We start from the raw sequence: 21,064 nt of genomic DNA, 5'->3' as shown, positions 1-21,064 counted from the left end.
AGAATGAAGATGCTAACAATTCATTCAAAGTGCCGGAATGCCCTTTGGATTCACCTGCTGTCTTTGATAGGTATGATTGCCATTTGCAATCATACCTACGGGCAGAAAGTGTATGGCAAATCAGATGTCTGGTTGCTATTGCTGAACGGTGTGGAGATCATGGACCAGTGGAGTGTAGGCAATGAACTACACCTGAGATATGATGATGGCTTTCGGGATAAGGAGCAGTTGCTCATTCGCCCTTTTGTCAACTATAAGGCATCAGAGCAAGTGGTACTGTCCACCGGATATACCTATATCAAGACGTACCCGTATGGTAAATACCCCTTGCCGGCGGATAAACCGGAACATAATGTATGGGAGCAAATTACGCTGAAGCATTCACTGGGCAAGGCTTCGGTTAGTCACCGGTACCGAATGGAACAGCGCTTTTTGAGTACTTACAACCCGGTCAATGAGGACTATGACTTTTCGCGAACCAGTCATTCCAATCGGTTTCGGTATCGTTTGCCCCTGAAATATCCGATTGGACGGCAGTTTTTTCTCCAAGTATTTGATGAATTCTGGATTAAATCGGATAACCACCTACTCAACGCGTCTTTTGATCGGAACTGGATGTATGTCGGAATAGGAAGAAAGTTTGGATACGGTCTGACTCTCCAGTTGGCTTATTTGCATCAAAACACCAGGGTTGACACCGAAAAGTACGAAAGGCATCCTACAGCTCAACTTACTATGCAGTATGATTTGAAGCTCAATTGATAAAACCATACGAGCTTAGATTGATGGGCTTGCCAATGCTTGAAGAAAGAGAAGAATTTTGGTTTGTTAGTTAAATGTTGGCCAAACTCACTTGTCGAGGGAGAGAGGCCAGCATTTTTTTTAGGGGAAGAAAGTGGAGGAGAAAACAATGTCAAACTAAGGGTATGCCTGTGCACTACCAAATAGCACAAGGACATATCCATTTTTTAGCACCTGTCAGTTGGTATCAGTTAATTTTTTCAACAACTGGGCCGAATCTTGCCTGTTATCCCAAACCAATAGAATTTTGAGATGTTTGGGGTTGTTCTTGTAAAATAAGGAAACGGACTTGTGAATGGGCAGTTGACGAATATCACTATTCTTAAAAGATGGAGCCATTTCGGGATTATGCTGTATTTGCTCAATTCTATAATCCAGCTGGTTCAGGAATTCATCAGCTATCTGTTCATTCCACAATTCGCCAATAAATGTTGTTGTTTGCTGAAGAGATTTTCTGGCCGTTGGAGTTCAGATTACCTTTTTCATTGCTTGTCAAGGATGTCACGAGCATTGGTGTGTTCTACACAATCTTTGAGGTCTTCGGAATCCGAAATTTCAAGAAGTTCGACAATTTCTTTCGGAAGATCGTTCAAAGAAGACTTGCGAAAATCTTCAATTTGATTGATCACACGTTCGTCTTTGAGGTTCGTGATCCAATTGATAAGAGATATTTTTTTTTGCTCAATCGTCATACAGTAAAGTTAATGCATATCTGTTCGGAATACAATTGACCGGACTTACTTACAAAGGGTGGCAGCATTTTTTTGTGTAGAAATGGGCGAGAAGTATCACCCTATTGCTCCAACTCTTCGCTGATGTTGGCTCTCAAGCCATCTGCTAGTTTTGAAGCCTTACGGTAAGCATGGATGCGTTGGATTTCTTTGGTATGGATGTCATAGAGGGTGTTTTTCAGCTCTATGCTGAGAAAGGCCGAGGGGTTGATGATCTTTTTTGTCGTCCAGTCATAATGTTTGCTTACAAAGGCAAACAGTTTTTGTCTTTTCAAAGTGTTTACCTCTTCATGTCGTGCGTCAAGTGTTTCATAGTAGGCGTAATATTGGGCCATGCGCCTGCGTAAATCCAAATTGGAAATCAATAGTATTTCCCCGTTCTCGACCAGGGAGTGATAGGTCTGTACGTCCGGGTGGTAGTTGACCGGTTCGGTGAGCTTACTTACCCTGTAAGCTATAGAGTCTATGTCCTCAGACTGGCCTGAACCAATTAATCGGGAGGTCTTCTTTAAGTTGGCAATGCCTTGCTCAAAAAAATCAATGATTTGAAGATTTTCCACCGAGTCTACTGACAGATCCTCATGGATCATTTGCAGGTAAGTCTTCTCAAGGGCGAGCGATTTTTGTTCATCTGCTCGCTGATTGATGTAAAAGGCGATGGTGATGCCCAAAAATACGATGATGAACTCAATGAAATAGTTCAGCCAATCGATCTGCTGAAGTCTGGCAAGAAATTTTTTCATGGGTCGTTTTTTCTATTCACAAGTATATAAAATTATTGTTGGTTCCATTCCTTTTTTTTACGCCGGACATGGACTTTGATCACCTCGGAAAACCGCTGCAAACCGTTGTAAAATTGCTTTTACCGCTCAACCATTAATGAGCCAATCAGACAGATTCATTGATTAGATTTGAGTGAGTTCAATTACCTTGACTAGTTCTTATAAATTACTAACCATGCAAAGACTATTATACCTTTCTTTAGCCGTGATGTTGGCGACAGCCTGTGAGCAATCCTCTGATACGGAGACCAAACGTGTAGTCCTCACAGGGATAGATACTTCCTTACAGCCAGGCGATGATTTTTTCACGTATGCCAACCACATTTGGTACGATACTGCCCAGATACCAGCCAGTCAAACAGGGGTAGGTTCTTATTCTTTTTTAAATTTTCCACAGCGCATACGTCTGCAAGGAATTTTGGATAGCCTCGCGGGAAGTAAGAGTCCGGCAGGAAGCATTGCACAAAAAGTGGGCGATTTCTACGCCTCAGGCATGGACACTACAGCCATTAACCAACGGGGTTATGAACCGATCACGCCTGTGTTGGCGCGTATAGATGCTGTGACCGATGTACCTTCCATGCTGCAGTTGGTGGCGGAGGAACTACAAATGGGGGATGGGTCTATGCTGGGTTTTTATGTAGGCCCTGATGACAAGCAGAGTAATGTCAATATTGCTCAATTCTATCAAACTGGGACTGGCTTGCCCGAAAGAGATTATTATTTCAAAACAGATTCATCCACACGTGCTATTCAAGAGGCCTACAAAAAATACCTCGCTACCTTGTTTGAATTGACCGGGACTGAGGCCGCCACCGCAACGCAAAACGCCACAATTACTTATGGTATTGAAGAACAATTGGCGACGGCTCACCGAACGAATATCGAGCTTAGAGATGTGAAGGCCAACTACAACAAAATGGCAGTGGCTACGCTGGCCGAAAATCATCCTAATCTAGGCTGGACCGCTTTGCTTGGGCATTTGGGTCTACAAGTGGATTCTGTCAATGTAGGACAACCGGCTTACTATGACCAACTGAATGCCCTATTGAAATCTGTGACAATCGAAGATTGGAAGGTCTATCTGAAGGCCAATGTGTTGACTAGCTATGCGAATTACCTAAGCCAACCTTTTGCAGATGCCTCTTTTGCTTATCGCAAAAGTTTGACCGGACAGGCAGTGAGGAAACCACGTGCCGAACAAATGACCCAGGCGGTAGATCGCTCCCTTGGACATTCGCTGGCACAATTGTATGTCAAGAAATACTTTCCGGAAGAGGCCAAGCAACGCATGACGGTGTTGGTGGACAACTTGAAAAAAGCATTTGAGGCACGCATTGACAAATTGGACTGGATGAGCGATTCTACGAAGGCAAAAGCCAAAGAAAAGTTGGCCGCCTTCAATGAGAAAATCGGTTATCCGGATAAATGGAGAGATTACACGGATGTGGGGGTGAAAAGAGACACCTATTTTGAAAACCGTTTGTCTGCGAATAGAAATGCCTACCGCTACAACCTGAAGAAAGCAGGGCAGCCGGTCGACCGAACGGAATGGCTCACCACTCCGCCGACAGTAACGGCCTATAACTATCCACCGCTCAATGAAATTGTTTTTCCTGCAGGCATTTTACAATCTCCCTATTTCGATTTGTACGCTGACGATGCACTCAACTATGGAGGCATCGGTATGGTTATAGGGCACGAAATCACCCACTCCTTTGATGACCAGGGCGCGCAGTATGATAAAGATGGTAACGTGACCAACTGGTGGACGGAGACTGACTATGAAAAATTCAAAGCCAGAACCCAGCAGGTGATTGATCAATACAATTCGTTTACCGTGCTCGATTCGATATCTATCAAAGGTGCCTTGACGGTGGGAGAGAATACCGCAGATATCGCAGGAGTAGCCATTGCTTATGATGCTTTCAAATTGACGGCACAAGGCCAGGACACTACGAAACTGGACGGCTTCACACCCGATCAGCGTTTCTTCATCTCTATCGCAAGAATCTGGCGGGTCAAAACCAGGGATGAGTTCTTGCGTATGTATGTCAACACCAATTCGCACTCACCGGCCCAATGGCGCGTGAACGGACCACTGATGAACTTTACGCCTTTCTACGAAGCATTTGATGTGCAACCGGGTGATAAGATGTACAAGCCTGAGGAGGAAAGGATTACGGTTTGGTAGGGAGGGTGATGCTGTTTCTCTTAAAGTTTGATAGCCGAATCTGTGATTCCCGCTAGCCCTATTTGCTGATACATTTTTTTGGCTACTGGAAGGCAAAAAAATAAGTTTCCCGGGTTCCCAGACGCATGGGGGACCAAAAAATATATTTCCTGGATTCCCAGACGAATGGGAGAGTAAAAAATAAATTTCTCAGGGTAATTCGCGCTGTAAGAAGCTTGCCATGCCCTGTTTTAAGTTAAATTTCACAAAAAAGGCACGAGCCACGGCTACCGATAATTTTTTCGCATGACACCGGGTAGGGGATTCGATCGACTATCCGTCATATCAGTAATTCAAATACTAAAAAAGTAATACTATGAAGAAATTGAGTTTCCTTTTATCTATGACCCTGGGCCTGGCTGTTATGTATTCGTGCTCTGATGATGACGCTACCGATACAGATGACAGTGGATCAGGTGATGTAGTGGCTACGCCCACTACTGCTTTCGATGAGTTTAATACAGGTGCGGTGACCGTATCATTCAGCGGGGATGAAATCACCATTACGTCTACCGCCTTGCCAAATCATACTTCACCGTATTGGACGGCCAATGACGATTTGTACATTCAGCCGATTGTGGCCGAGGAAGAGTCTATTTCTCCGGGCAACATCACTGAGGCGAATTATACACTGACTGTTTCTGCGTCTCCGGAAGTGGCTACCACCACAACCGAAACAGGTCTGGGTGCGATCGGTATTTCTGTGACGGGTGTGCCGATTTACAATCAGTCTGAAGGCCCAACTGATGTAACAGAAGGTACGGCTTCGGGATTTGACTGGGCAGGAGGACATTCAGGGCCTACAGGTTATCACTATCACATAGAAGCTCGCGATGCAGGAGAGACTTCTCCCTTGACGATCGACGATGACGAGTTGTTGGGTATCATGTCAGATGGATTTTTGATCTATGGCAGAAAGTGTAACTCTACCGGTACTTATCCTACGGATGGTGATGCATCCAACGGTCACTATTCGACTACACAACACAGCACTGAGGAATTCTACCACTATCACATCGTGAATGATCTGTACATCAATACGTACTATTTGTTGTTTGGTGTGGACTTGCAAGGTACGCCAAGTTCCATCATGTAAAATGGCTAAATGGCTATCCTTGGCTTTGCTGAGGATGGACCATTAACAAAAATATGAGATTCAGATTCTTAGTTATCTTTTTGTTTTTTCTGATCAGTTGCGAAAATCAACCGGTCAGTTGGGAACATGCCAGTCAAGAGACCACAGCTGTGGAAATTCCTCAGGTTGAGTTTCGCATGAACGAAGTTTTTTTCAATAGAAAAAATAGCCTTTGGCAGCTTCGCTCAGATTCAACAACGGTCTCGGGATACATCATCGAAAGATTCGCCAATGATCAAATTGCCAGGCATCTTGGCGTATTCGAGGGGAAAAGGGAAGGCGTACTGACCGCCTATTATCCAAGTGGCCGGGTAAGATTTATAGAAAACTATAAAAACAATAAGTTGGATGGAGCTGTTAAACGATGGTCGAAGGAAGCTGGGTATCAGCTCTTGGCTGAGTTGTCGTACGAGGCAGGTAAACTCCATGGCGTACAAAAAATGTGGTTTCCGACAGGAGAACTACACAAGCTCATGCATATGAAGAGGGGCAAGGAAGACGGGCTGCAGCAGGCCTTTAGAAAAAATGGTGCACTATATGCCAACTATGAGGCGCGAAACGGCCGGATTTTCGGTTTAAAAAGATCAAATTTGTGTTATGAATTGGATAATCAGCAAGTGGTATACAAGGACTAGCGTCTTTGGGTGGTTGGCAGTGATGGGCTTCACTTTTGGGTGTTCGCCCGTCAAAGAAAAGACCAGCAGAGTTCCGGATCTGCCTTTTTATGACGAGGCTACCTACACGCCTCAGTGGATCAACCCAACAGAGGTAGCTGACGATTTCCATCAAATCCCTTCATTTTCACTGACCAATCAACAAGGTCAGCAGATTACTGAAAAGCATTTGGATGATAAGATTACCGTGGTCGATTTTTTCTTTACTACCTGTCCGGGTATTTGCCCAAAGATGACAAACAATATGTTGCTGGTTCAGGAGGCGTTTGCTGAAGAAGAAACCCTTCAAATCCTGTCACATTCTGTTACTCCCGACTACGACGATGTGGACGTGTTAAAGATCTATGCCGAGGCGAAAGGGGTGAAGAACGAACGGTGGCATCTGCTTACAGGGGAACAATCTACCATTTATGATCTGGGGAGAAACCACTACTTCATAGAAGAAGACCTTGGACTGGAAAAAGATCCGGAAGACTTCATTCACACCGAAAACTTTGTCCTTATCGATCAAAATCGCAGAATCCGAGGCATCTACAACGGACTCAGCAAGACGGCGATCAGTCAGTTGATAGCAGATGCTAAGACATTAATGGATAAAGGTTAGAAGATTACCTTCTACGCCTACCACCGGCCTTCTTTCTGTTGGCAAAAAACTCCTGCTTGCGGCGTTGCTTTTCTTTGTTCCATTCCTTTTTCTCTGCCTCAGTCATTGGCTTTTCGGTTTGAGGAAATGGGTTGTCTTTGATTACTCTGAGCGACTGCTTGGTCAGCTTTTCAATGGCTTTGATGCGCGAGTTTTCTTCCGGTTCGCAAAGTGAAATAGCATTTCCGGATTCACCGGCCCGACCTGACCTGCCAATCCTGTGTACATAGGTTTCCGCTTCTTCGGGTACATCGTAGTTGATCACATATTTGAGCTTGTCGATATCGATACCACGTGCTGCGATGTCGGTAGCCACCAACACCCTGATTTTACCCGCTTTGAAATCCTTCAGGGCTTTTTGGCGCTGATTTTGGGCCTTGTCGCCATGGATAGCAGCCGTGCTGATTCTGTTTTTGTGTAGGTCCCGAGCGATCCGGTCTGCCCCATGCTTGGTTCTGCTAAACACCAATACCTGATCAATTTTTTGGTCTGTTAAAATATGCAGTAATAATTTCTTCTTATCCGTACGATTGGTGTAGAACAAAAATTGTTGGATGGTCTCAGCAGTCGACGACACCGGGTTGACTTCTATCTTTTTGGGATTGGTCAGAATCTCATTGGCCAGGCTGAGAATGCTTTTAGGCATGGTGGCGGAAAAGAACAAGGACTGACGTTGGGAAGGAAGTAATTTGAGGAGCTTCTTCACATCATTCACAAAGCCCATGTCCAGCATACGATCGGCCTCATCCAGTACGAATATTTTTACATCACTTAAGCGGATATAACCCTGATCAATCAAGTCTAGCAGTCTACCGGGAGTAGCTACCAACAGATGTACCCCTCTTTTGAGTTTATCGACCTGCTGACCTTGCTTCACACCACCAAAAATCACTGCATGTTTTAAGTTGGTGTACTTACTGTACAATCGGATGTTGTCATCGATTTGGATGGCCAGTTCTCGGGTAGGGGTAACGATCAAAGACAATAGTTGTGGTTTGCCACCTCCGGACTCCATTTTATGAATCCGCTGGATGATAGGTATGGCAAAGGCAGCGGTCTTACCGGTACCTGTTTGCGCACTGCCCAGCACATCATTTTGCTCAAGAATCAGCGGAATGGCTTTTTCCTGGATGGCTGTCGGTTCGGTGTATTTTTTATCTTGGAGCGCCCTGAGTATGGGCGCTATGAGTGGCAATTCGTCAAATTTCATTCCCTGCTAAACTATGCTTTAAAGTGCTGAAATGCACTTTGGCATCTCTCTGAAGCGCAAAGGTACGCAATACTCGGACCAAACCACTGCTATTAATGGCATACATTCATCTTTTAGCCTTGTTTCAGGATTTGAACCAGATGACTTCCGAAGGTAAAATAGGATTGCTGAAGTCCAATATTCTGTACCCGAAGTCGATGTGATCAACTTCCGACTTTTCAGATTGTTTTTTCAGCTGTAAGCTTGATGCGGGCGTAATGGTTTGGCTAATATTGGCTTCCGTTTGCACGTCGTCCATATGCAGGTGACCACAATAGATATGCACCCTTCCTGAATGCCCTAGTAATATTTCTTTGATATCATCAGCTCCTTCTAATGGGTATTCCTTTTGCGGTATGGTGTTGGTTTGAAGTACAGGATGGTGAATGAAAAGGATCAGGTCTTTCCCGGTTTGAATTTCTCGCTTTAAAAAGTCCAGTTGGATTTGGGTGATAGCATCCGTTGAAGTATCCAGGCCAATCATCTTGAATACTTCACTTTCTTCACTCCAGTACCACGCCTCCTTCTTTGATATGGGTTCAAGTTGATAGGTTTGAGTGACCTCCGCAAAATCATCATGGTTGCCCAAAACCAAGCGATACTTGAATGTGAGTTCATTCATCGACTCGAACAATCTCTGATGTGCATTCATCGACCCAATGTCACCTAAGAATACGATTTCTTTAATGTTTCTCTTTTTAATATCCTTTAGAAGGATGTCCCAATTTTTCCAGGCATCTACACCATATTCAAGCGGAAAATCTTCTTCGGCATGTAGGTCAGTAATCAGAGCAGTTTGCATATGTAAGTTTGGCTATTGAGTAATGTTTGAGCATACGCATCGGCGGAAGACAGGTTTAAATTTCCACCACGAGTTTGCCTTTGGCCTTGTTGTCTTCCATATACTGATGTGCATCAGCCACTTGGTCCAGTGTGAAAATGGTATCAATATTCAAATGAATTTCTCCTCCTTCAACTTTGTCAATAAATTCCTGCAAAAGGTCTTTGGATAAATTTTTGGATTCTCCCATATAGACCGTCAATCTGCCCAAAGAAGGGATATCACCCATGGGTGTAAAACTGTTCATGGTCCATTCGCTGCCCAAGATACCAGTCATACAGACCGTGCCTTTGTAGCCAATACAGCCCAGAGAATCTTTAAGCGTCTTGGTGCCAATCAATTCAAGCACTTTGTTGACTCCATCAGGAAACAGACTTCTCAGGCCTTTTTTTACTGCCCCTTCATCGATCAGTACATGATCGGCACCGTTGTCTAGCAGGGCCTGTTTCTTGTTAGGGTTTCTGGTAGTTGAGATGACAGTAGCACCAAGACTTTTGGCCAGCTGACAAGCCAGCATACCAATAGAGGAAGTACCCCCTCTGATCAAAAGCGTTTCTCCTTTCTGCAATTCGAGCGCCTGGTGAATGGAGCCCGATACGGTTTGAAACATCTCGGGAATGGCTCCCAAAGTAGACCAGGGCAACTTGCTTTCGAAGGGAAATATGATTTCCAATGGGACCAAGGCATATTCGGCGTACCCTCCATCGAAGAATCTTCCCATACCGCCCATGATCACGGCCACTTGCTGTCCGGTTTGATAAGTGCCTGAGATATCGTTTTCCACCAGGCCGACGCATTCTATGCCCTGAATTCTGGGGAAATCCACTCCTGGAGATTCCCCTTGTCGGGTAAATATTTCAGACCTGTTTAGTCCAAAAGCTTTGACTTGAATGAGTACCCAGCCTGATTTGGGTTCAGGTTTGGGTACTTCTTTAACTTGTATGACGGATGGTGCTCCGGCCTTTGTTGTAACTGCGGCTTTCATTTGGCTCATTTCATTTTGTTGAAAATATAACGATCTATTTTCCATAAACCGTTCTCTTTTTTCAAAACAAAGAGTTCCCGGTTTTCTTCGGGCACGGTATCGCCTGTGGCATGAATCAGTGTAGTGCCCTTAGAAGTTGTTCTGGCAAAGGCATACTCCTGAACAATTTCAATTTCATCGATATAGAATTCGATGTTGAGTTGGATCTGACTGAATACGAAATCATAAGCTCCTCGTACTTGTTCTTGTCCTATGGAAGTAGGAGCTCCTGATGGCATAAATACACCATTTTTGGTGTACAGAGCCAGCGCTTTTTCCGAACTTGACTCGTTCAGTGCATCGCGATACGTGAATAGCAGTTTCTTGATTTCTTCTTGTTCTTTCATGATTTTGGATTTAGTCTGTCCTAGTGTAATGAGCGGTATAATGGCAAGAGCCAGTATCATCAATTTTTTCATAATTGCTTTGTTTTAATTGCTGAAGCAAAGATGAAGGCACATCTATTCACTGACCTTTGACCTAAGTCAAGAAAGAACCTTAAACTAGTTTAAGACTTAGATTATTTGCTTGCCTGCTGGCTTCTAATTCTACTGAGAAATTCGGGTGTGATACCTATGTAGGAAGCGATTTGAGTATTCGAGAGTCTGTTGAGCAGACGTGGGTAGTCTTTCATAAACCTGAAATAACGTTCTTCGGCGGTGGTGCTGATGGTTTGCAATAATCGGTTTTGCAGTTCTACAAACTGGTCTTCGATAATAACCCGAAAGGTTCGGTTGAACTTCAAATGATTAGTATAGAAATGCAGTAGGTCTGGTTTGGCAATTTGGATGATCTGAGCGGGTTCTACCGCCTCGATATATAGTTGGCTGGGCTGTTCCGAATGAAAACTTCCAATGTCCGTGATCCACTCGTTTTCTATGGCAAACATGAGATTGTGTTCTTTGGCCGCTTCATCTATTTTGTACATTTTGAAACATCCTTCGACCACAAAGTTGTAGAACTTACAAACCTCACCGGCGGCTAGCAAATACTGTCGTCTTTTGATTTTTCTTACCGTTGCTCTTTTATTTAAATCAGCAATTTCTTCCTCATTTAATGGGAGGTAGTCATTGAGGTGATTGATGAGTTTTTGTATGGGCATCTGACTGAAACTATGCGGCAATAATCACTTTTTTTTATAATACCTGGGTTTGCCAGGCTCTCTTTCCGGTTTGACCCTGCGACTGTAGCCTCTCTTGAGTACGTGTAGATAAAACTTTTCTACCTTCTCCCGTGCCCATGGGGTCTTCCTAAGAAATTTCAGACTGGACTTGATTGAAGGGTCGTAGGTGAAGCAGCGAATATTGACCTCTTCACCCAAATTTTCCCAACCACATTTTTCCACCAGCTCTTCGAGTATGTCAGCCAGTTTTACACCGTGGAGTGGGTTATTTACTTGTTCGTGATCACTCATTGGCTATACGGGTAGAATGCATCATTTTGAGTTTCCATGTATCTTCTTCTTTTACAGCTACTACGCTTTCCAGCCAGTGCATCTTTCTAACGACCTCACCATCTTTAGTCCATGTCGCCCAATTGTCATACGCCACCCAAATCATATCGCCGGACTTTTCCATTTTGATAAACTCAAAACGATTAGTTCGAGAGGCTCGGTTTTCATTTCTTAATGCCTGAGTGATGTAGTATCGAATGGTGTCATTGTTCCAGACTTCACCATGTTCGAGCAAAATAAAGTCTTGCGTGCAATACGTATCAATTTTGGTTGAATCATAGTCTGATAGCAAACTTTGAAATGTATCAATGACCAATTTTTTAACAGCCTCTTCTTCTTGAACTGAAGGAGCGCTTTGGCTGTAGCCAAAGGAAGAGCATGTCAAAAGAAGTAGGAGGGTTAGTATTTTTTTCATGGTTTGAAATTTTTGTTCGAAGAAAACAAATATAGCGAAATGACCAGGGGAGGTGCTTATTATTTCAATGCACTTATTCTGACCTTTTTCTTTTTGAGTCGGCTGTTGTTGAGTTGATTGATGAGGGAGTTCGCCTTTCCAGTTGGGACAGCGACAAAAGCACAGTCTTGCTTCAATTCTATCGTACCCAATTCTCCATTTTGAAGACCGCCTTGCTTCATAAACAGACCGGCAATATCACCTTTGGAAATTTTGTCTTTTCTTCCTCCGGATATGAAAAGTGTGGACCATTCACTATCAGAAAAAGGCGATGTATTACTTATAGTTTCTTCCTCAGCCTCTTCCGCAAAATCAGGCAGCCTTTCGTTTTTGCCAATAAGCAAGTAGGCCGCACCATCGCTTTGCATCCTGGCCGTTCGTCCGTTGCGATGGATGAACTCTTCCTTTTTAGGTGGCAGCTGATAATGAATGATGAAATCCAATTCCGGTACATCAATACCACGAGCAGCTAAGTCAGTGGCCAGCAGCAGGCGACTGGAGCCATTTCTGAATTTGATCAAGGCTCTTTCACGATCCATTTGCTCTAGCCCGCCATAAAAGCAGGAATGACTGATGCCACTATCTTCCAGGTAGTTGCTCACAAATTGGATGGTATCTTTAAAATTGCAGAAAATGATTCCACTACCTGTTGCGATATGCCCGAGCAACTGTTCCAATGTTTCCAATTTATCTTTTGAAGGAGATTTTACCATGGCCAACTTCAATTGACTTTTCGTGTCACTTAGAAAATTGAGGCGTTCGGGATTGGAAATGCTCATGAAATCTGGTATTTCCACTTTCTGAGTAGCAGAGGTCAGGATTTTCTTTTCGACAGAGGGTAGGGCCTCAATGATTTCTGTCATTTCGGTCTCAAATCCTACTTCGAGAGATTTATCAAATTCATCCAGCACAAGGGTTTTGATATGGTCTTTATGGACCGTTTCCCTTCGCATGTGATCGGCAATACGTCCGGGCGTACCAATCAAAATAGCCGGGGCGTGCTTCAGGTCTATTTTGTCTTTAGATCCTGCCCGACCGCCATAGACGGCATTAGTCTTGAATCCACTGCCCATTTCTCGGATGACTTGCTCGATTTGTATGGCGAGTTCGCGAGAAGGAACCAGGATCAATACCTGTACCTGTTCAGTATTTCTGTCAAGCCCTGCAAGTATGGGTAGTAGAAAGGCCAAAGTTTTGCCTGTACCTGTAGGAGAAAGCAAAATGACCTCGTTGTTGGATGAGATGGCCTGATGAGCCGCCTGTTGCATGGCATTGAGTTGATTAATACCCAGTTTGGTAAGAATGGCTTGCTCGTCTTTGTTTTTTCCTGACATTCGGCAAAGGTATCTTATTTCATCTCGGTTGAATATCTTTGCGCCTCAAATCGAATGAAGGTGGCAACAGAAAAGAAGGAAATCAGTAAAGAAGAGCTCGAAGCGTGTCTGGCGACTTTGCAAGCATTGGTGGAAGACAGTCAACCGATGGTAGATCTGACCGAAGAGCAGCGCGTGGCATTTATGAAAGCGGCGGGTGAAGTGTCGCGACCCGATCGCACAGAATTGCGCAAGCGGAGAAAGGATCTGATCAAGAAAGAAAAGTCGTTGATTCGAGAAAAAGACCGAACGGCACGTGGAGCTACCGGCATTCGTTCGGCTCGCACCGCCAAGGTATTTGAGGCACCCGATCAAATTTTGCTGCCTGCAGCTAAAGCTGAAATGGAAGGCCAGGAGTTGAATTCTCCTCGGAATTGCTATGTGTGCAAGGCTGAGTACACCAAACTGCATCCATTTTACGATACCATGTGTGAAACCTGCGGCGACCTGAACTATGCCAAACGATTTCAAACGGCTGATCTTACCGGGCAGGTTGCGCTGATGACGGGTTCGAGATTGAAAATTGGCTATCACGTTACATTGATGATGCTCAGGGCAGGGGCAACGGTGATTGCCACCACGCGCTTTCCTGCTGACTCAGCCATTCGTTTTGCGAAAGAAAGAGATTATTACAAATGGAGCGATCGATTACATATCCATGGATTGGATTTGCGTCATACGCCCAGCGTGGAATTGTTCTGTACGTACATCGAACAGACTTACGAACGGCTCGATATTCTGATTAATAATGCGGCGCAAACGGTCAGGCGCCCACCTGGCTTTTATGAACACATGATGGAAAAGGAGAATTTGCCTTTTCACGAGCATTCAATAGATGTACAGCAACTTCTTACTAGTCATCACAATTGTCTCGATCGTATTGGTGTAGTCAGTCCGTCCGGCAAGGATACTTCTTCGCTTGCCGTTTCCTGGAATGAAAAAGCTCCCGGGCTTGGGCTGCGTGCTTCCGCTCAGCTTTCTCAGATCCCTTATAGCTATGACGGAGCTTTGCAAAATGAAGAGGTGTTTCCAACCGGTAAATTGGATGTGGACCTACAGCAAGTGGATCTTAGAACAACCAACTCCTGGAGGTTGAAGCTCGGTGAGGTGCCCACACCTGAATTACTCGAGGTTCAGTTGGTGAATTCAATCGCCCCGTTCGTGCTTTGTAATCGTTTGTCATCTATGATGAAAAGAGACAACACAGGCATGAAGCACATTGTAAATGTGACCGCCATGGAGGGTAAATTCTATCGGTTCAAAAAAGAACCTCGCCATCCTCATACGAATATGGCAAAGGCCGCATTGAATATGCTTACACATACTTCAGCAGGCGAATTGGCTAAGCATGGCATTTACATGAATGCAGTCGATACCGGTTGGGTAACTGATGAGGATCCTGTACAGATTGCGAAGTTTAAAGAGGAAGTGCACGACTTTCAGCCCCCGCTAGACATTGTAGATGGAGCTGCTAGGGTAATGGATCCTGTTTTTGATGGGATCAACAGGGGGGAGCATTGGTGTGGGAAGTTTCTGAAGGATTACTTTCCTATTGATTGGTAGAAGAGATTCAAAATTCAAAATTTGAAGTTCAAGATCAATTGCGAAAGTTGTTTGGAGACCTATCTTAAAGGCCTACCTTTGCGCCCTTAATAAAAGACATTACAATGACAGAATTAAACACTGAAGAACAAAAATTCAGTTACGGACTAGGACAAAGTGTAGGGACCAACTTCATTAATGAGGGTTTCAACGAAATCTTTGACCTAGATGCATTCATGAGTGGTTTGGGCGATTCTTTTGCCGGTTCGAGCCAACTAACCGTAGAAGAGATTAATCAGGTAATCCAAAAGAAAATTGGAGAGCTAAAGGCAGCAGCTCATGGCGATGCTAAGGAAAAAGGCGAGGCTTTCTTGGCTGTAAATGCTGTAAAAGAAGGCGTGACCACATTGGCCAGCGGACTCCAGTACGAAATCATCGAATCCGGTGATGCTGCGGGTACTAAGCCTGAACTTACCAGTAACGTGACTACGCACTATACAGGTTCTTTGATCGACGGAAAGGTTTTTGACAGCTCTGTACAAAGAGGAGAGCCTGCCACTTTCCCCGTGAATGGCGTGATCGCCGGATGGACCGAAGCATTGCAGCTGATGGTGCCTGGAGACAAGTGGAAATTATTTATCCCTTTCAACCTAGCGTATGGCGAAAGAGGAGCCGGAGCAGACATTCCTCCATTTGCGGCTTTGATCTTTGATATTGAATTAATATCGATAGCCTGATAAAGTTTCAGTTTAGAAACTTAAAAGGCCTTGGTGTTGTACCGAGGCCTTTTTTTGTTCCTTTTTCTGATTTCTAAACATCTATAACGACCATTTTTGAAAACCTTTCCAGCTGATATTGCGTCTCTTTATTTATGTTTGCAAAAGTGAGGATTATACTATGATAGCTTAATCCTTTTTTATGACTAATTTTATTTGCAAAAGTGAGGTTAATAAAATAAACGATTATGAGCAGAACCCATTTAGGTGAATTTGAAGAACTGATACTATTGATTATTGCATCGCTTGGCAATGAAGGTTACGCGGTATCGGTGAGAGAAGCATTGATCAATAGTGCGGATCGCAAGGTGAATATCAGCGCGATCCATTCAGCACTATATCGATTGGAGAAAAAAGGATTTCTAAACTCTCATTTTGGAGGAGCCACCAGTACAAGAGGAGGTAAGAACAAAAGGATATTTCAGGTGACGGCTGCTGGATTTTCAGCGCTTCAGGCTTCGAAGGACTTGAAAAGTAGCATCTGGAATACAATCCCACAATTGTCTTTTTCTGGGGCATAACGATGACTAAAATAAAGACAAGCAATCCTCCTTTACTGGGAACTTATCTACTCAAAAGGATTTACGGCGACGAATTGTATGAAGAAATCTCCGGAGATTTTATCGAGGTATTCAGAGAACGCCAAAAGAAATACGGAAACTTCTCGGCCTCCCTCAGGTATATTTTGGATGCGCTTTTGTCCATTCGAAACATCGATTTAAAAAGTCAAAACTCAACAAGAACCAATAACAACACCGCAATGATTACGAATTACATCAAAATGGCACTCCGCGTGCTACAAAAACACCCAACAAACTCACTGATCAATATTCTGGGACTGGCCGTAGGTATGGGCATATGCCTAATGATCTACCAGTACATTTATTTTGAATCCAGTTTCGACAACTTTCATTCAGATGTTGAGAACACGTACAGGATCACGAAGAATTATTCGAGAAATGGAGAAGACGAAGGCACTGGCGTATACTCCAGCTATGGGCTTGGAATAAGTGTGAAGCAGGACGTGCCAGAGGTAAAGGAATATGTACGTATTCACCCTCAATATGGCGGTGCGGTATTGACTAATCCTGAGCACAATCAGCCCTATAAAGAGGACGATATGCTATTCGTAGATCCGGCCTTCTTGCGTGTATTTGATTTTCGACTAGTCTCAGGAAGTACCGAATCGGCGCTAGGTTCGAATCAGAATATTGTGATCACTGAACAAATGGCTATTAAATACTTCGGTGATAACGATCCCATGGGTAAAACTTTGAGAGTTGATGGGGGCTGGGCCGCAGGCAATTTTACTGTGACAGGTGTCCTGGAGCGTTTGCCTGGTAACAGTCATCTGCAGTTCGATTTTCTGATGCCGATTAATATTTTACTGCAAGAGCATAGCCAATATAAGGATACGGATGGATGGGGATGGAACAACTTTGTTACCTACGTAACACTGGACAAATCTGCTGATCTCGGCATTGTTGCCAGTAAGTTTGATACGGTGATCTATACCTATGACGTTGATCTGGCTGAATCCTCTACTACCGTAAATATTGCATTTCAACCAGTTACAGATATACATTTAAAATCGGACTTCTCCGGAGATCCATCCACGAACAACGGAAGCATAAGGGATGTTCGGATTTTTTCAATCATCGCCATTATCATCTTAATCATCGCCTGGGTAAATTATATCAACTTGTCCACTGCTCGAGCCATGTATAGGGCTAAGGAAGTAGGTGTGCGCAAATCCATTGGCGCCTTTCGGGGCCAGCTGGTCAGCCAGTTCATGGTTGAATCGTGTCTGGTTAATTTTCTAGCTGCAGGCCTTGCGGTCGGTATCGCCTATTTACTAATGCCTATACTCAATGATATCATTGGCAAGCAACTTGAAATGAGTTTGCTAAAAGATGTGACATTTTGGGCTGTTTTCCTTGCCGTTACAATCACTGGCTCGTTGCTTTCAGGGCTTTATCCGGCCTTCATCTTATCAGCTTTCAAACCGGCGAGCATGCTTGGCTCTGTCAAAAAGGTAGCCAAAGGTGGGATAAACTTAAGAAGAGGGTTGATTGTGTTCCAGTTTCTGACCTCTATTCTATTGATTTCCGGAACCTACTTAGTTTACAATCAGATTTCTTATATGAAGAGCCAGGAACTGGGTATTGATATGGAGAAAATTTTGGTTTTGAATGGTCCTGAAGTAAATGTGAATAGAGAAACGGCAGCTGAGAAAATGAAAACTTTTAAGAATGAAGTGGCTGCCCATCATTCTATCCTAACGGTAACCGGTTCCGGGGCTATTCCTGGCAAAGGTTACAACTGGAGAACCGGTATGTGGAAATTCGGTCAGTCAGAAGATGACAGTCAGTCGGGGAACATTGTTTTCACAGATCATAACTTTATTAATACCTATGACTTTGAATTTTTGGCGGGTCGATCCTTTACGGAAATGGCCTCCGAGGAAAATGGCTTTGTGATTAACGAGAAATCACTAAGTGTATTTGGATTAGGTACACCTGAAGAAGCGATTCAGCAAAAGTTGGTGGTCGGTGGATGGGACACGGTTAGGGTCATTGGAGTTATCAAAGATTTTCATTGGAATTCTCTGAAAGACGAGCACTCACCCTATTTATTTTCACATAGTACGAGTACTGATTTTTTATCATTCAAGGTGGACTTATCAAATATACCTGAGACTATTGCTCATATTGAGAACACTTACAATGAGGTGTTTCCAAATAATCCATTTAATTACTTTTTCCTGGATGATGAATTTAATAATCAATATCAGGCAGATCTTCAGTTTGGTAATTTGTTTACTTCATTTTCAATTCTGGCTATTTTCATTTCGTATCTGGGCCTTTTTGGTCTCGTGGCTTTTGCGGCCAACTCACGAATAAAGGAAATAGGTATCAGGAAAGCACTTGGCGCAGAAGTAAGCAATCTCATGTTCTTATTATCCAAAGAATACCTGATATTACTTTTGATTGCTAATGTGCTGGCCATACCTGTCATTGCATTTTGGAGCCGATCTTGGCTGGACGATTATGCCTATAAGATCAATTTGGGTATTGAATTTTTCGTTCTTCCCGGTCTGATCTTAGTTGTGATATCGCTGATTACTGTAAGTTACAAGACCTATGTAGCGGCCAAATCTAATCCGGTAATTGCGCTCAAGGTCGAATAGATTGCACGATTGACTAAGAATTCACAAAATCCGCTTCGAAGCATTGAAGCGGATTTTTGTTTATACGACCATTCGCTGAGGTCATGAAGAATGGAAAAATAACCCACCGTGATAAAAATATGATAATTTCGAAATGTTTTTGGAATGATTAGACTCGTATAAGTGTTGAGATCACAAACTATATGGAAATGAAGACCAAAAATTTATTAATTGCAGTAGGAGTAGTATTTTTTTTAACCTCAAATGGAATGGCGCAACCTAAGTATGCTCCACCCGAAAAGGAAGCATCATTTGATGGATATGATTTAGTCAGCTACTATCAAGGCAAAGGACCTGTACTTGGTAGCAAAACTTACAAATCAAATTATGACGGACTGACATTGCTTTTCGCGAATGCGGAAAATAAGAAAAAATTTGAGCAAGACCCTGATCGATATATGCCTGCCTACGGAGGCTACTGCGCGACAGCAGTATCCTCTAAAAAATTCATCAAACCGAATTATAAGATTTATACTGTTCAGAATGAGAAGCTTTTGTTCTTTGAGGTCAAGGGTTTTTTTAATGGAAAAACACATTGGGAGAAAAATCCTCAGATGAATGAAATCATGGCGGACAAGCATTATAGAGAGCACCTTCAAAAGAATTAATATATTCTTTGATCAAAAAAACAGACCATGATTTTCAAAAACAGATTTTTAAGTATACTGGGATCAGTAGTTCTGTCCATGCTATTTGCATCATGTGGGGATGACATTCAAAAGTATAGGATAATATATTCTGCGGAGGAGCCCATCGGACAGATATCGAAGCAAATAAAGGATATCTTAGATCAGGAGGACGAATTTTCAACTGAGCTCATTATTGGACATGGTTCGATTGCGAATGTAGATTCGCTTTTGAAGGGAAGTGCGGATCTTGCCATCATTGAAAATCACACCCCTGTGGATGGTGAGATTAAGTCAATTCTCTCTTTGTATCCTCAAATCTTGCATATTCTTTATCAAAGTGAAGAGGAGATTACGGATTTCAAACAGTTGGTTGAAAATAAGAGCATCTTTATCGGTCCTGAAGGTTCTGGTACCCACCGGTTTATGAATGATTTGTTTGTTTTTTTTGAAGTGGACATCAGTAAAGTTCAAATCGTTGATGACCCTTTCGACTGTGAGATTTATTGTGCCTTCGGGGACTTGATCAAAGAAGATAATTTACTTGGACTGGAAGACTTTCGCCTGTATAGTTTTGGCGATGTGGAAAGACAAGGCAGGGGGTCAATAGCAGAGGCTATATGTCTGAAATTCCCACAGCTGAAGCCTTTTATTATCCCCAAATATACCTACAGACAGCTGACCCCGGAGCCGGTGCTTACCATCGCTGTAGATGCAGTTTTGGTTGCCAGAAAGGATTTGCCTGAAGAATCTATCTATGAACTGACCAAGATACTGTTTCATAATCATCAGGAATTCACAGAAATCAGCCCGTTGAGTTATCTTGATTTGACGGAAAATTTTGATTTTAACAAGCTGAACTTTCCACTTCATGAAGGGGCCAGAAAATACATTGAAAAAGATAACCCTGGCTTTTTTGAGCGATATGCTGAGTTGATAGGTGTGGTTTTTTCCTTACTTTTTGCAGGAGTGTCCGGTATTATCTCTTTTACCAAGTGGAGAAAACAAGTGAAGAAAGATCGAATCGATGTGTTTTACAAGAGAATCATTGATATCAAAAATGGTATTTCGAAGTTGAAATCGCCAAGTGAGGTAAGAGGTAAAATTCTGGAACTCAGACTCGAACAGGATAAGGCCTTTGAATTGCTTATTGACGAAAAACTCACTGCAGATGAGAGCTTTAGAATTTATATGGAATTACACAAGGAGATTCTTAATTCCTTACTCTTGAGAAATAAGTTTTTGAATAAGGAAGAGGTCACTAAAGGAGTGGCTTGATCCTATGTTATTCTACCTTTCGACCAGGGTCATCTAATAGTACTTAATTCACTCGATCGTACTACTCGAAGGAAGAAAGTCTAGGTTAGTTGGTAAATCCAAGCCGAGGATTGCGCAAATCGGTACCAAGTTGAAACGAAGTATTTCCGACATTTTAGCTATTCAAGGAGAATTATTGTGAGTCAAAACTTTTGTATTAAGTTTGAATTTTTCTCAACCG

General features: G+C 43.1%; 21 protein-coding genes. 11 read left to right on the top strand and 10 right to left on the bottom strand.

The annotated features are described in order from the left end of the window. Positions 1-9 precede the first annotated feature (9 nt). Complete coding sequence (locus tag ABJD64_RS12365; RefSeq protein WP_348195124.1) at positions 10-762, top strand: DUF2490 domain-containing protein; 753 nt, start codon at positions 10-12, stop codon at positions 760-762. Between the two features lie 521 nt (positions 763-1,283). Here the strand turns inward: ABJD64_RS12365 and ABJD64_RS12360 are convergent. Next, the gene (locus ABJD64_RS12360; protein ID WP_348179191.1) at positions 1,284-1,493 is read right to left on the bottom strand and encodes a hypothetical protein; all 210 of its coding nucleotides are present in this window, start codon (positions 1,491-1,493) and stop codon (positions 1,284-1,286) included. 101 nt (positions 1,494-1,594) lie between these two features. Next, positions 1,595-2,275 carry a hypothetical protein gene (locus ABJD64_RS12355; RefSeq protein WP_348179190.1) on the bottom strand — a complete coding sequence of 227 codons (681 nt, stop codon included), beginning with the start codon at positions 2,273-2,275 and terminating at the stop codon, positions 1,595-1,597. A 214-nt stretch (positions 2,276-2,489) separates the two neighbouring features. Between ABJD64_RS12355 and ABJD64_RS12350 the strand changes: the two genes are divergently transcribed. The 4 genes from ABJD64_RS12350 to ABJD64_RS12335 all read left to right on the top strand — a co-directional run bounded on the left by ABJD64_RS12350 (position 2,490) and on the right by ABJD64_RS12335 (position 6,960). After that, positions 2,490-4,508, top strand: coding sequence for a M13 family metallopeptidase (locus ABJD64_RS12350; RefSeq protein ID WP_348179188.1), 2,019 nt, complete (start codon positions 2,490-2,492; stop codon positions 4,506-4,508). Between the two features lie 355 nt (positions 4,509-4,863). After that, complete coding sequence (locus ABJD64_RS12345) at positions 4,864-5,643, top strand: YHYH protein (protein WP_348179186.1); 780 nt, start codon at positions 4,864-4,866, stop codon at positions 5,641-5,643. 53 nt (positions 5,644-5,696) lie between these two features. Continuing rightward, positions 5,697-6,317 carry a hypothetical protein gene (locus tag ABJD64_RS12340; RefSeq protein WP_348179184.1) on the top strand — a complete coding sequence of 207 codons (621 nt, stop codon included), beginning with the start codon at positions 5,697-5,699 and terminating at the stop codon, positions 6,315-6,317. Next, entirely contained in the window at positions 6,280-6,960 is a 681-nt protein-coding gene (locus ABJD64_RS12335; RefSeq protein ID WP_348179182.1) for an SCO family protein, read from the top strand. The genes ABJD64_RS12340 and ABJD64_RS12335 overlap by 38 nt, the downstream gene beginning before the upstream one ends. A gap of 4 nt (positions 6,961-6,964) precedes the next feature. On the opposite strand, the gene ABJD64_RS12330 is transcribed toward ABJD64_RS12335, so the two are convergent. The 8 genes from ABJD64_RS12330 to ABJD64_RS12295 form a co-directional block, all read right to left on the bottom strand. After that, positions 6,965-8,209: a DEAD/DEAH box helicase gene (locus ABJD64_RS12330; protein ID WP_348179180.1), complete on the bottom strand. Its 1,245-nt coding sequence runs from the start codon at positions 8,207-8,209 to the stop codon at positions 6,965-6,967. 124 nt (positions 8,210-8,333) lie between these two features. Further along, on the bottom strand, positions 8,334-9,050 hold the full coding sequence (locus ABJD64_RS12325) for a metallophosphoesterase (protein ID WP_348179178.1): 717 nt from the start codon (positions 9,048-9,050) through the stop codon (positions 8,334-8,336). A 55-nt stretch (positions 9,051-9,105) separates the two neighbouring features. Further along, entirely contained in the window at positions 9,106-10,083 is a 978-nt protein-coding gene (locus ABJD64_RS12320) for a zinc-binding alcohol dehydrogenase family protein (RefSeq protein ID WP_348179176.1), read from the bottom strand. Further along, positions 10,080-10,532 carry a nuclear transport factor 2 family protein gene (locus tag ABJD64_RS12315; RefSeq protein ID WP_348179174.1) on the bottom strand — a complete coding sequence of 151 codons (453 nt, stop codon included), beginning with the start codon at positions 10,530-10,532 and terminating at the stop codon, positions 10,080-10,082. Before ABJD64_RS12315 ends, ABJD64_RS12320 begins: the two co-directional genes overlap by 4 nt. A 101-nt stretch (positions 10,533-10,633) precedes the next feature. After that, complete coding sequence (locus ABJD64_RS12310; protein WP_348179172.1) at positions 10,634-11,215, bottom strand: Crp/Fnr family transcriptional regulator; 582 nt, start codon at positions 11,213-11,215, stop codon at positions 10,634-10,636. A gap of 24 nt (positions 11,216-11,239) precedes the next feature. Further along, positions 11,240-11,527, bottom strand: coding sequence for a VF530 family protein (locus ABJD64_RS12305; protein ID WP_348179170.1), 288 nt, complete (start codon positions 11,525-11,527; stop codon positions 11,240-11,242). Next, positions 11,520-11,981: a nuclear transport factor 2 family protein gene (locus ABJD64_RS12300; protein WP_348179168.1), complete on the bottom strand. Its 462-nt coding sequence runs from the start codon at positions 11,979-11,981 to the stop codon at positions 11,520-11,522. The genes ABJD64_RS12305 and ABJD64_RS12300 overlap by 8 nt, the downstream gene beginning before the upstream one ends. A 59-nt stretch (positions 11,982-12,040) precedes the next feature. After that, the gene (locus ABJD64_RS12295; protein ID WP_348179166.1) at positions 12,041-13,354 is read right to left on the bottom strand and encodes a DEAD/DEAH box helicase; all 1,314 of its coding nucleotides are present in this window, start codon (positions 13,352-13,354) and stop codon (positions 12,041-12,043) included. Positions 13,355-13,501: 147 nt separating this feature from the next. Between ABJD64_RS12295 and ABJD64_RS12290 the strand changes: the two genes are divergently transcribed. From ABJD64_RS12290 to ABJD64_RS12265, 6 genes are all read left to right on the top strand, one after another. Beyond that, positions 13,502-14,956: an SDR family NAD(P)-dependent oxidoreductase gene (locus ABJD64_RS12290; protein WP_348195122.1), complete on the top strand. Its 1,455-nt coding sequence runs from the start codon at positions 13,502-13,504 to the stop codon at positions 14,954-14,956. A 104-nt stretch (positions 14,957-15,060) separates the two neighbouring features. Further along, entirely contained in the window at positions 15,061-15,672 is a 612-nt protein-coding gene (locus tag ABJD64_RS12285) for an FKBP-type peptidyl-prolyl cis-trans isomerase (RefSeq protein ID WP_348179164.1), read from the top strand. 227 nt (positions 15,673-15,899) lie between these two features. Beyond that, a complete protein-coding gene (locus ABJD64_RS12280; protein WP_348179163.1) occupies positions 15,900-16,232 on the top strand; it encodes a PadR family transcriptional regulator in 333 nt (110 codons plus the stop codon). A gap of 2 nt (positions 16,233-16,234) precedes the next feature. Next, the gene (locus ABJD64_RS12275; RefSeq protein WP_348179161.1) at positions 16,235-18,901 is read left to right on the top strand and encodes an ABC transporter permease; all 2,667 of its coding nucleotides are present in this window, start codon (positions 16,235-16,237) and stop codon (positions 18,899-18,901) included. A 188-nt stretch (positions 18,902-19,089) separates the two neighbouring features. Next, positions 19,090-19,548, top strand: coding sequence for a YHS domain-containing (seleno)protein (locus ABJD64_RS12270; protein WP_348179159.1), 459 nt, complete (start codon positions 19,090-19,092; stop codon positions 19,546-19,548). A gap of 27 nt (positions 19,549-19,575) precedes the next feature. Further along, a complete protein-coding gene (locus tag ABJD64_RS12265) occupies positions 19,576-20,844 on the top strand; it encodes a TAXI family TRAP transporter solute-binding subunit (protein ID WP_348179157.1) in 1,269 nt (422 codons plus the stop codon). Positions 20,845-21,064 lie beyond the last annotated feature (220 nt).

The organism is Reichenbachiella sp. (assembly GCF_039944555.1).
GTDB lineage: Bacteria > Bacteroidota > Bacteroidia > Cytophagales > Cyclobacteriaceae > Reichenbachiella.
The sequence above is the reverse complement of the archived record's forward strand: the minus strand, read 5'-3'. Positions and strand labels throughout refer to the sequence as shown.

Coding starts and splice junctions, on each gene's coding strand:
- ABJD64_RS12335 (WP_348179182.1), top strand. CDS start 6,280: ATGAATTGGATAATCAGCAAGTGGTATACAAGGACTAGCGTCTTTGGG.
- ABJD64_RS12285 (WP_348179164.1), top strand. CDS start 15,061: ATGACAGAATTAAACACTGAAGAACAAAAATTCAGTTACGGACTAGGA.
- ABJD64_RS12305 (WP_348179170.1), bottom strand. CDS start 11,527: ATGAGTGATCACGAACAAGTAAATAACCCACTCCACGGTGTAAAACTG.
- ABJD64_RS12295 (WP_348179166.1), bottom strand. CDS start 13,354: ATGTCAGGAAAAAACAAAGACGAGCAAGCCATTCTTACCAAACTGGGT.
- ABJD64_RS12280 (WP_348179163.1), top strand. CDS start 15,900: ATGAGCAGAACCCATTTAGGTGAATTTGAAGAACTGATACTATTGATT.
- ABJD64_RS12325 (WP_348179178.1), bottom strand. CDS start 9,050: ATGCAAACTGCTCTGATTACTGACCTACATGCCGAAGAAGATTTTCCG.
- ABJD64_RS12300 (WP_348179168.1), bottom strand. CDS start 11,981: ATGAAAAAAATACTAACCCTCCTACTTCTTTTGACATGCTCTTCCTTT.
- ABJD64_RS12330 (WP_348179180.1), bottom strand. CDS start 8,209: ATGAAATTTGACGAATTGCCACTCATAGCGCCCATACTCAGGGCGCTC.
- ABJD64_RS12350 (WP_348179188.1), top strand. CDS start 2,490: ATGCAAAGACTATTATACCTTTCTTTAGCCGTGATGTTGGCGACAGCC.
- ABJD64_RS12320 (WP_348179176.1), bottom strand. CDS start 10,083: ATGAGCCAAATGAAAGCCGCAGTTACAACAAAGGCCGGAGCACCATCC.
- ABJD64_RS12290 (WP_348195122.1), top strand. CDS start 13,502: ATGGTAGATCTGACCGAAGAGCAGCGCGTGGCATTTATGAAAGCGGCG.
- ABJD64_RS12275 (WP_348179161.1), top strand. CDS start 16,235: ATGACTAAAATAAAGACAAGCAATCCTCCTTTACTGGGAACTTATCTA.
- ABJD64_RS12310 (WP_348179172.1), bottom strand. CDS start 11,215: ATGCCCATACAAAAACTCATCAATCACCTCAATGACTACCTCCCATTA.
- ABJD64_RS12270 (WP_348179159.1), top strand. CDS start 19,090: ATGAAGACCAAAAATTTATTAATTGCAGTAGGAGTAGTATTTTTTTTA.
- ABJD64_RS12355 (WP_348179190.1), bottom strand. CDS start 2,275: ATGAAAAAATTTCTTGCCAGACTTCAGCAGATCGATTGGCTGAACTAT.
- ABJD64_RS12345 (WP_348179186.1), top strand. CDS start 4,864: ATGAAGAAATTGAGTTTCCTTTTATCTATGACCCTGGGCCTGGCTGTT.
- ABJD64_RS12265 (WP_348179157.1), top strand. CDS start 19,576: ATGATTTTCAAAAACAGATTTTTAAGTATACTGGGATCAGTAGTTCTG.
- ABJD64_RS12315 (WP_348179174.1), bottom strand. CDS start 10,532: ATGAAAAAATTGATGATACTGGCTCTTGCCATTATACCGCTCATTACA.
- ABJD64_RS12340 (WP_348179184.1), top strand. CDS start 5,697: ATGAGATTCAGATTCTTAGTTATCTTTTTGTTTTTTCTGATCAGTTGC.
- ABJD64_RS12360 (WP_348179191.1), bottom strand. CDS start 1,493: ATGACGATTGAGCAAAAAAAAATATCTCTTATCAATTGGATCACGAAC.
- ABJD64_RS12365 (WP_348195124.1), top strand. CDS start 10: ATGCTAACAATTCATTCAAAGTGCCGGAATGCCCTTTGGATTCACCTG.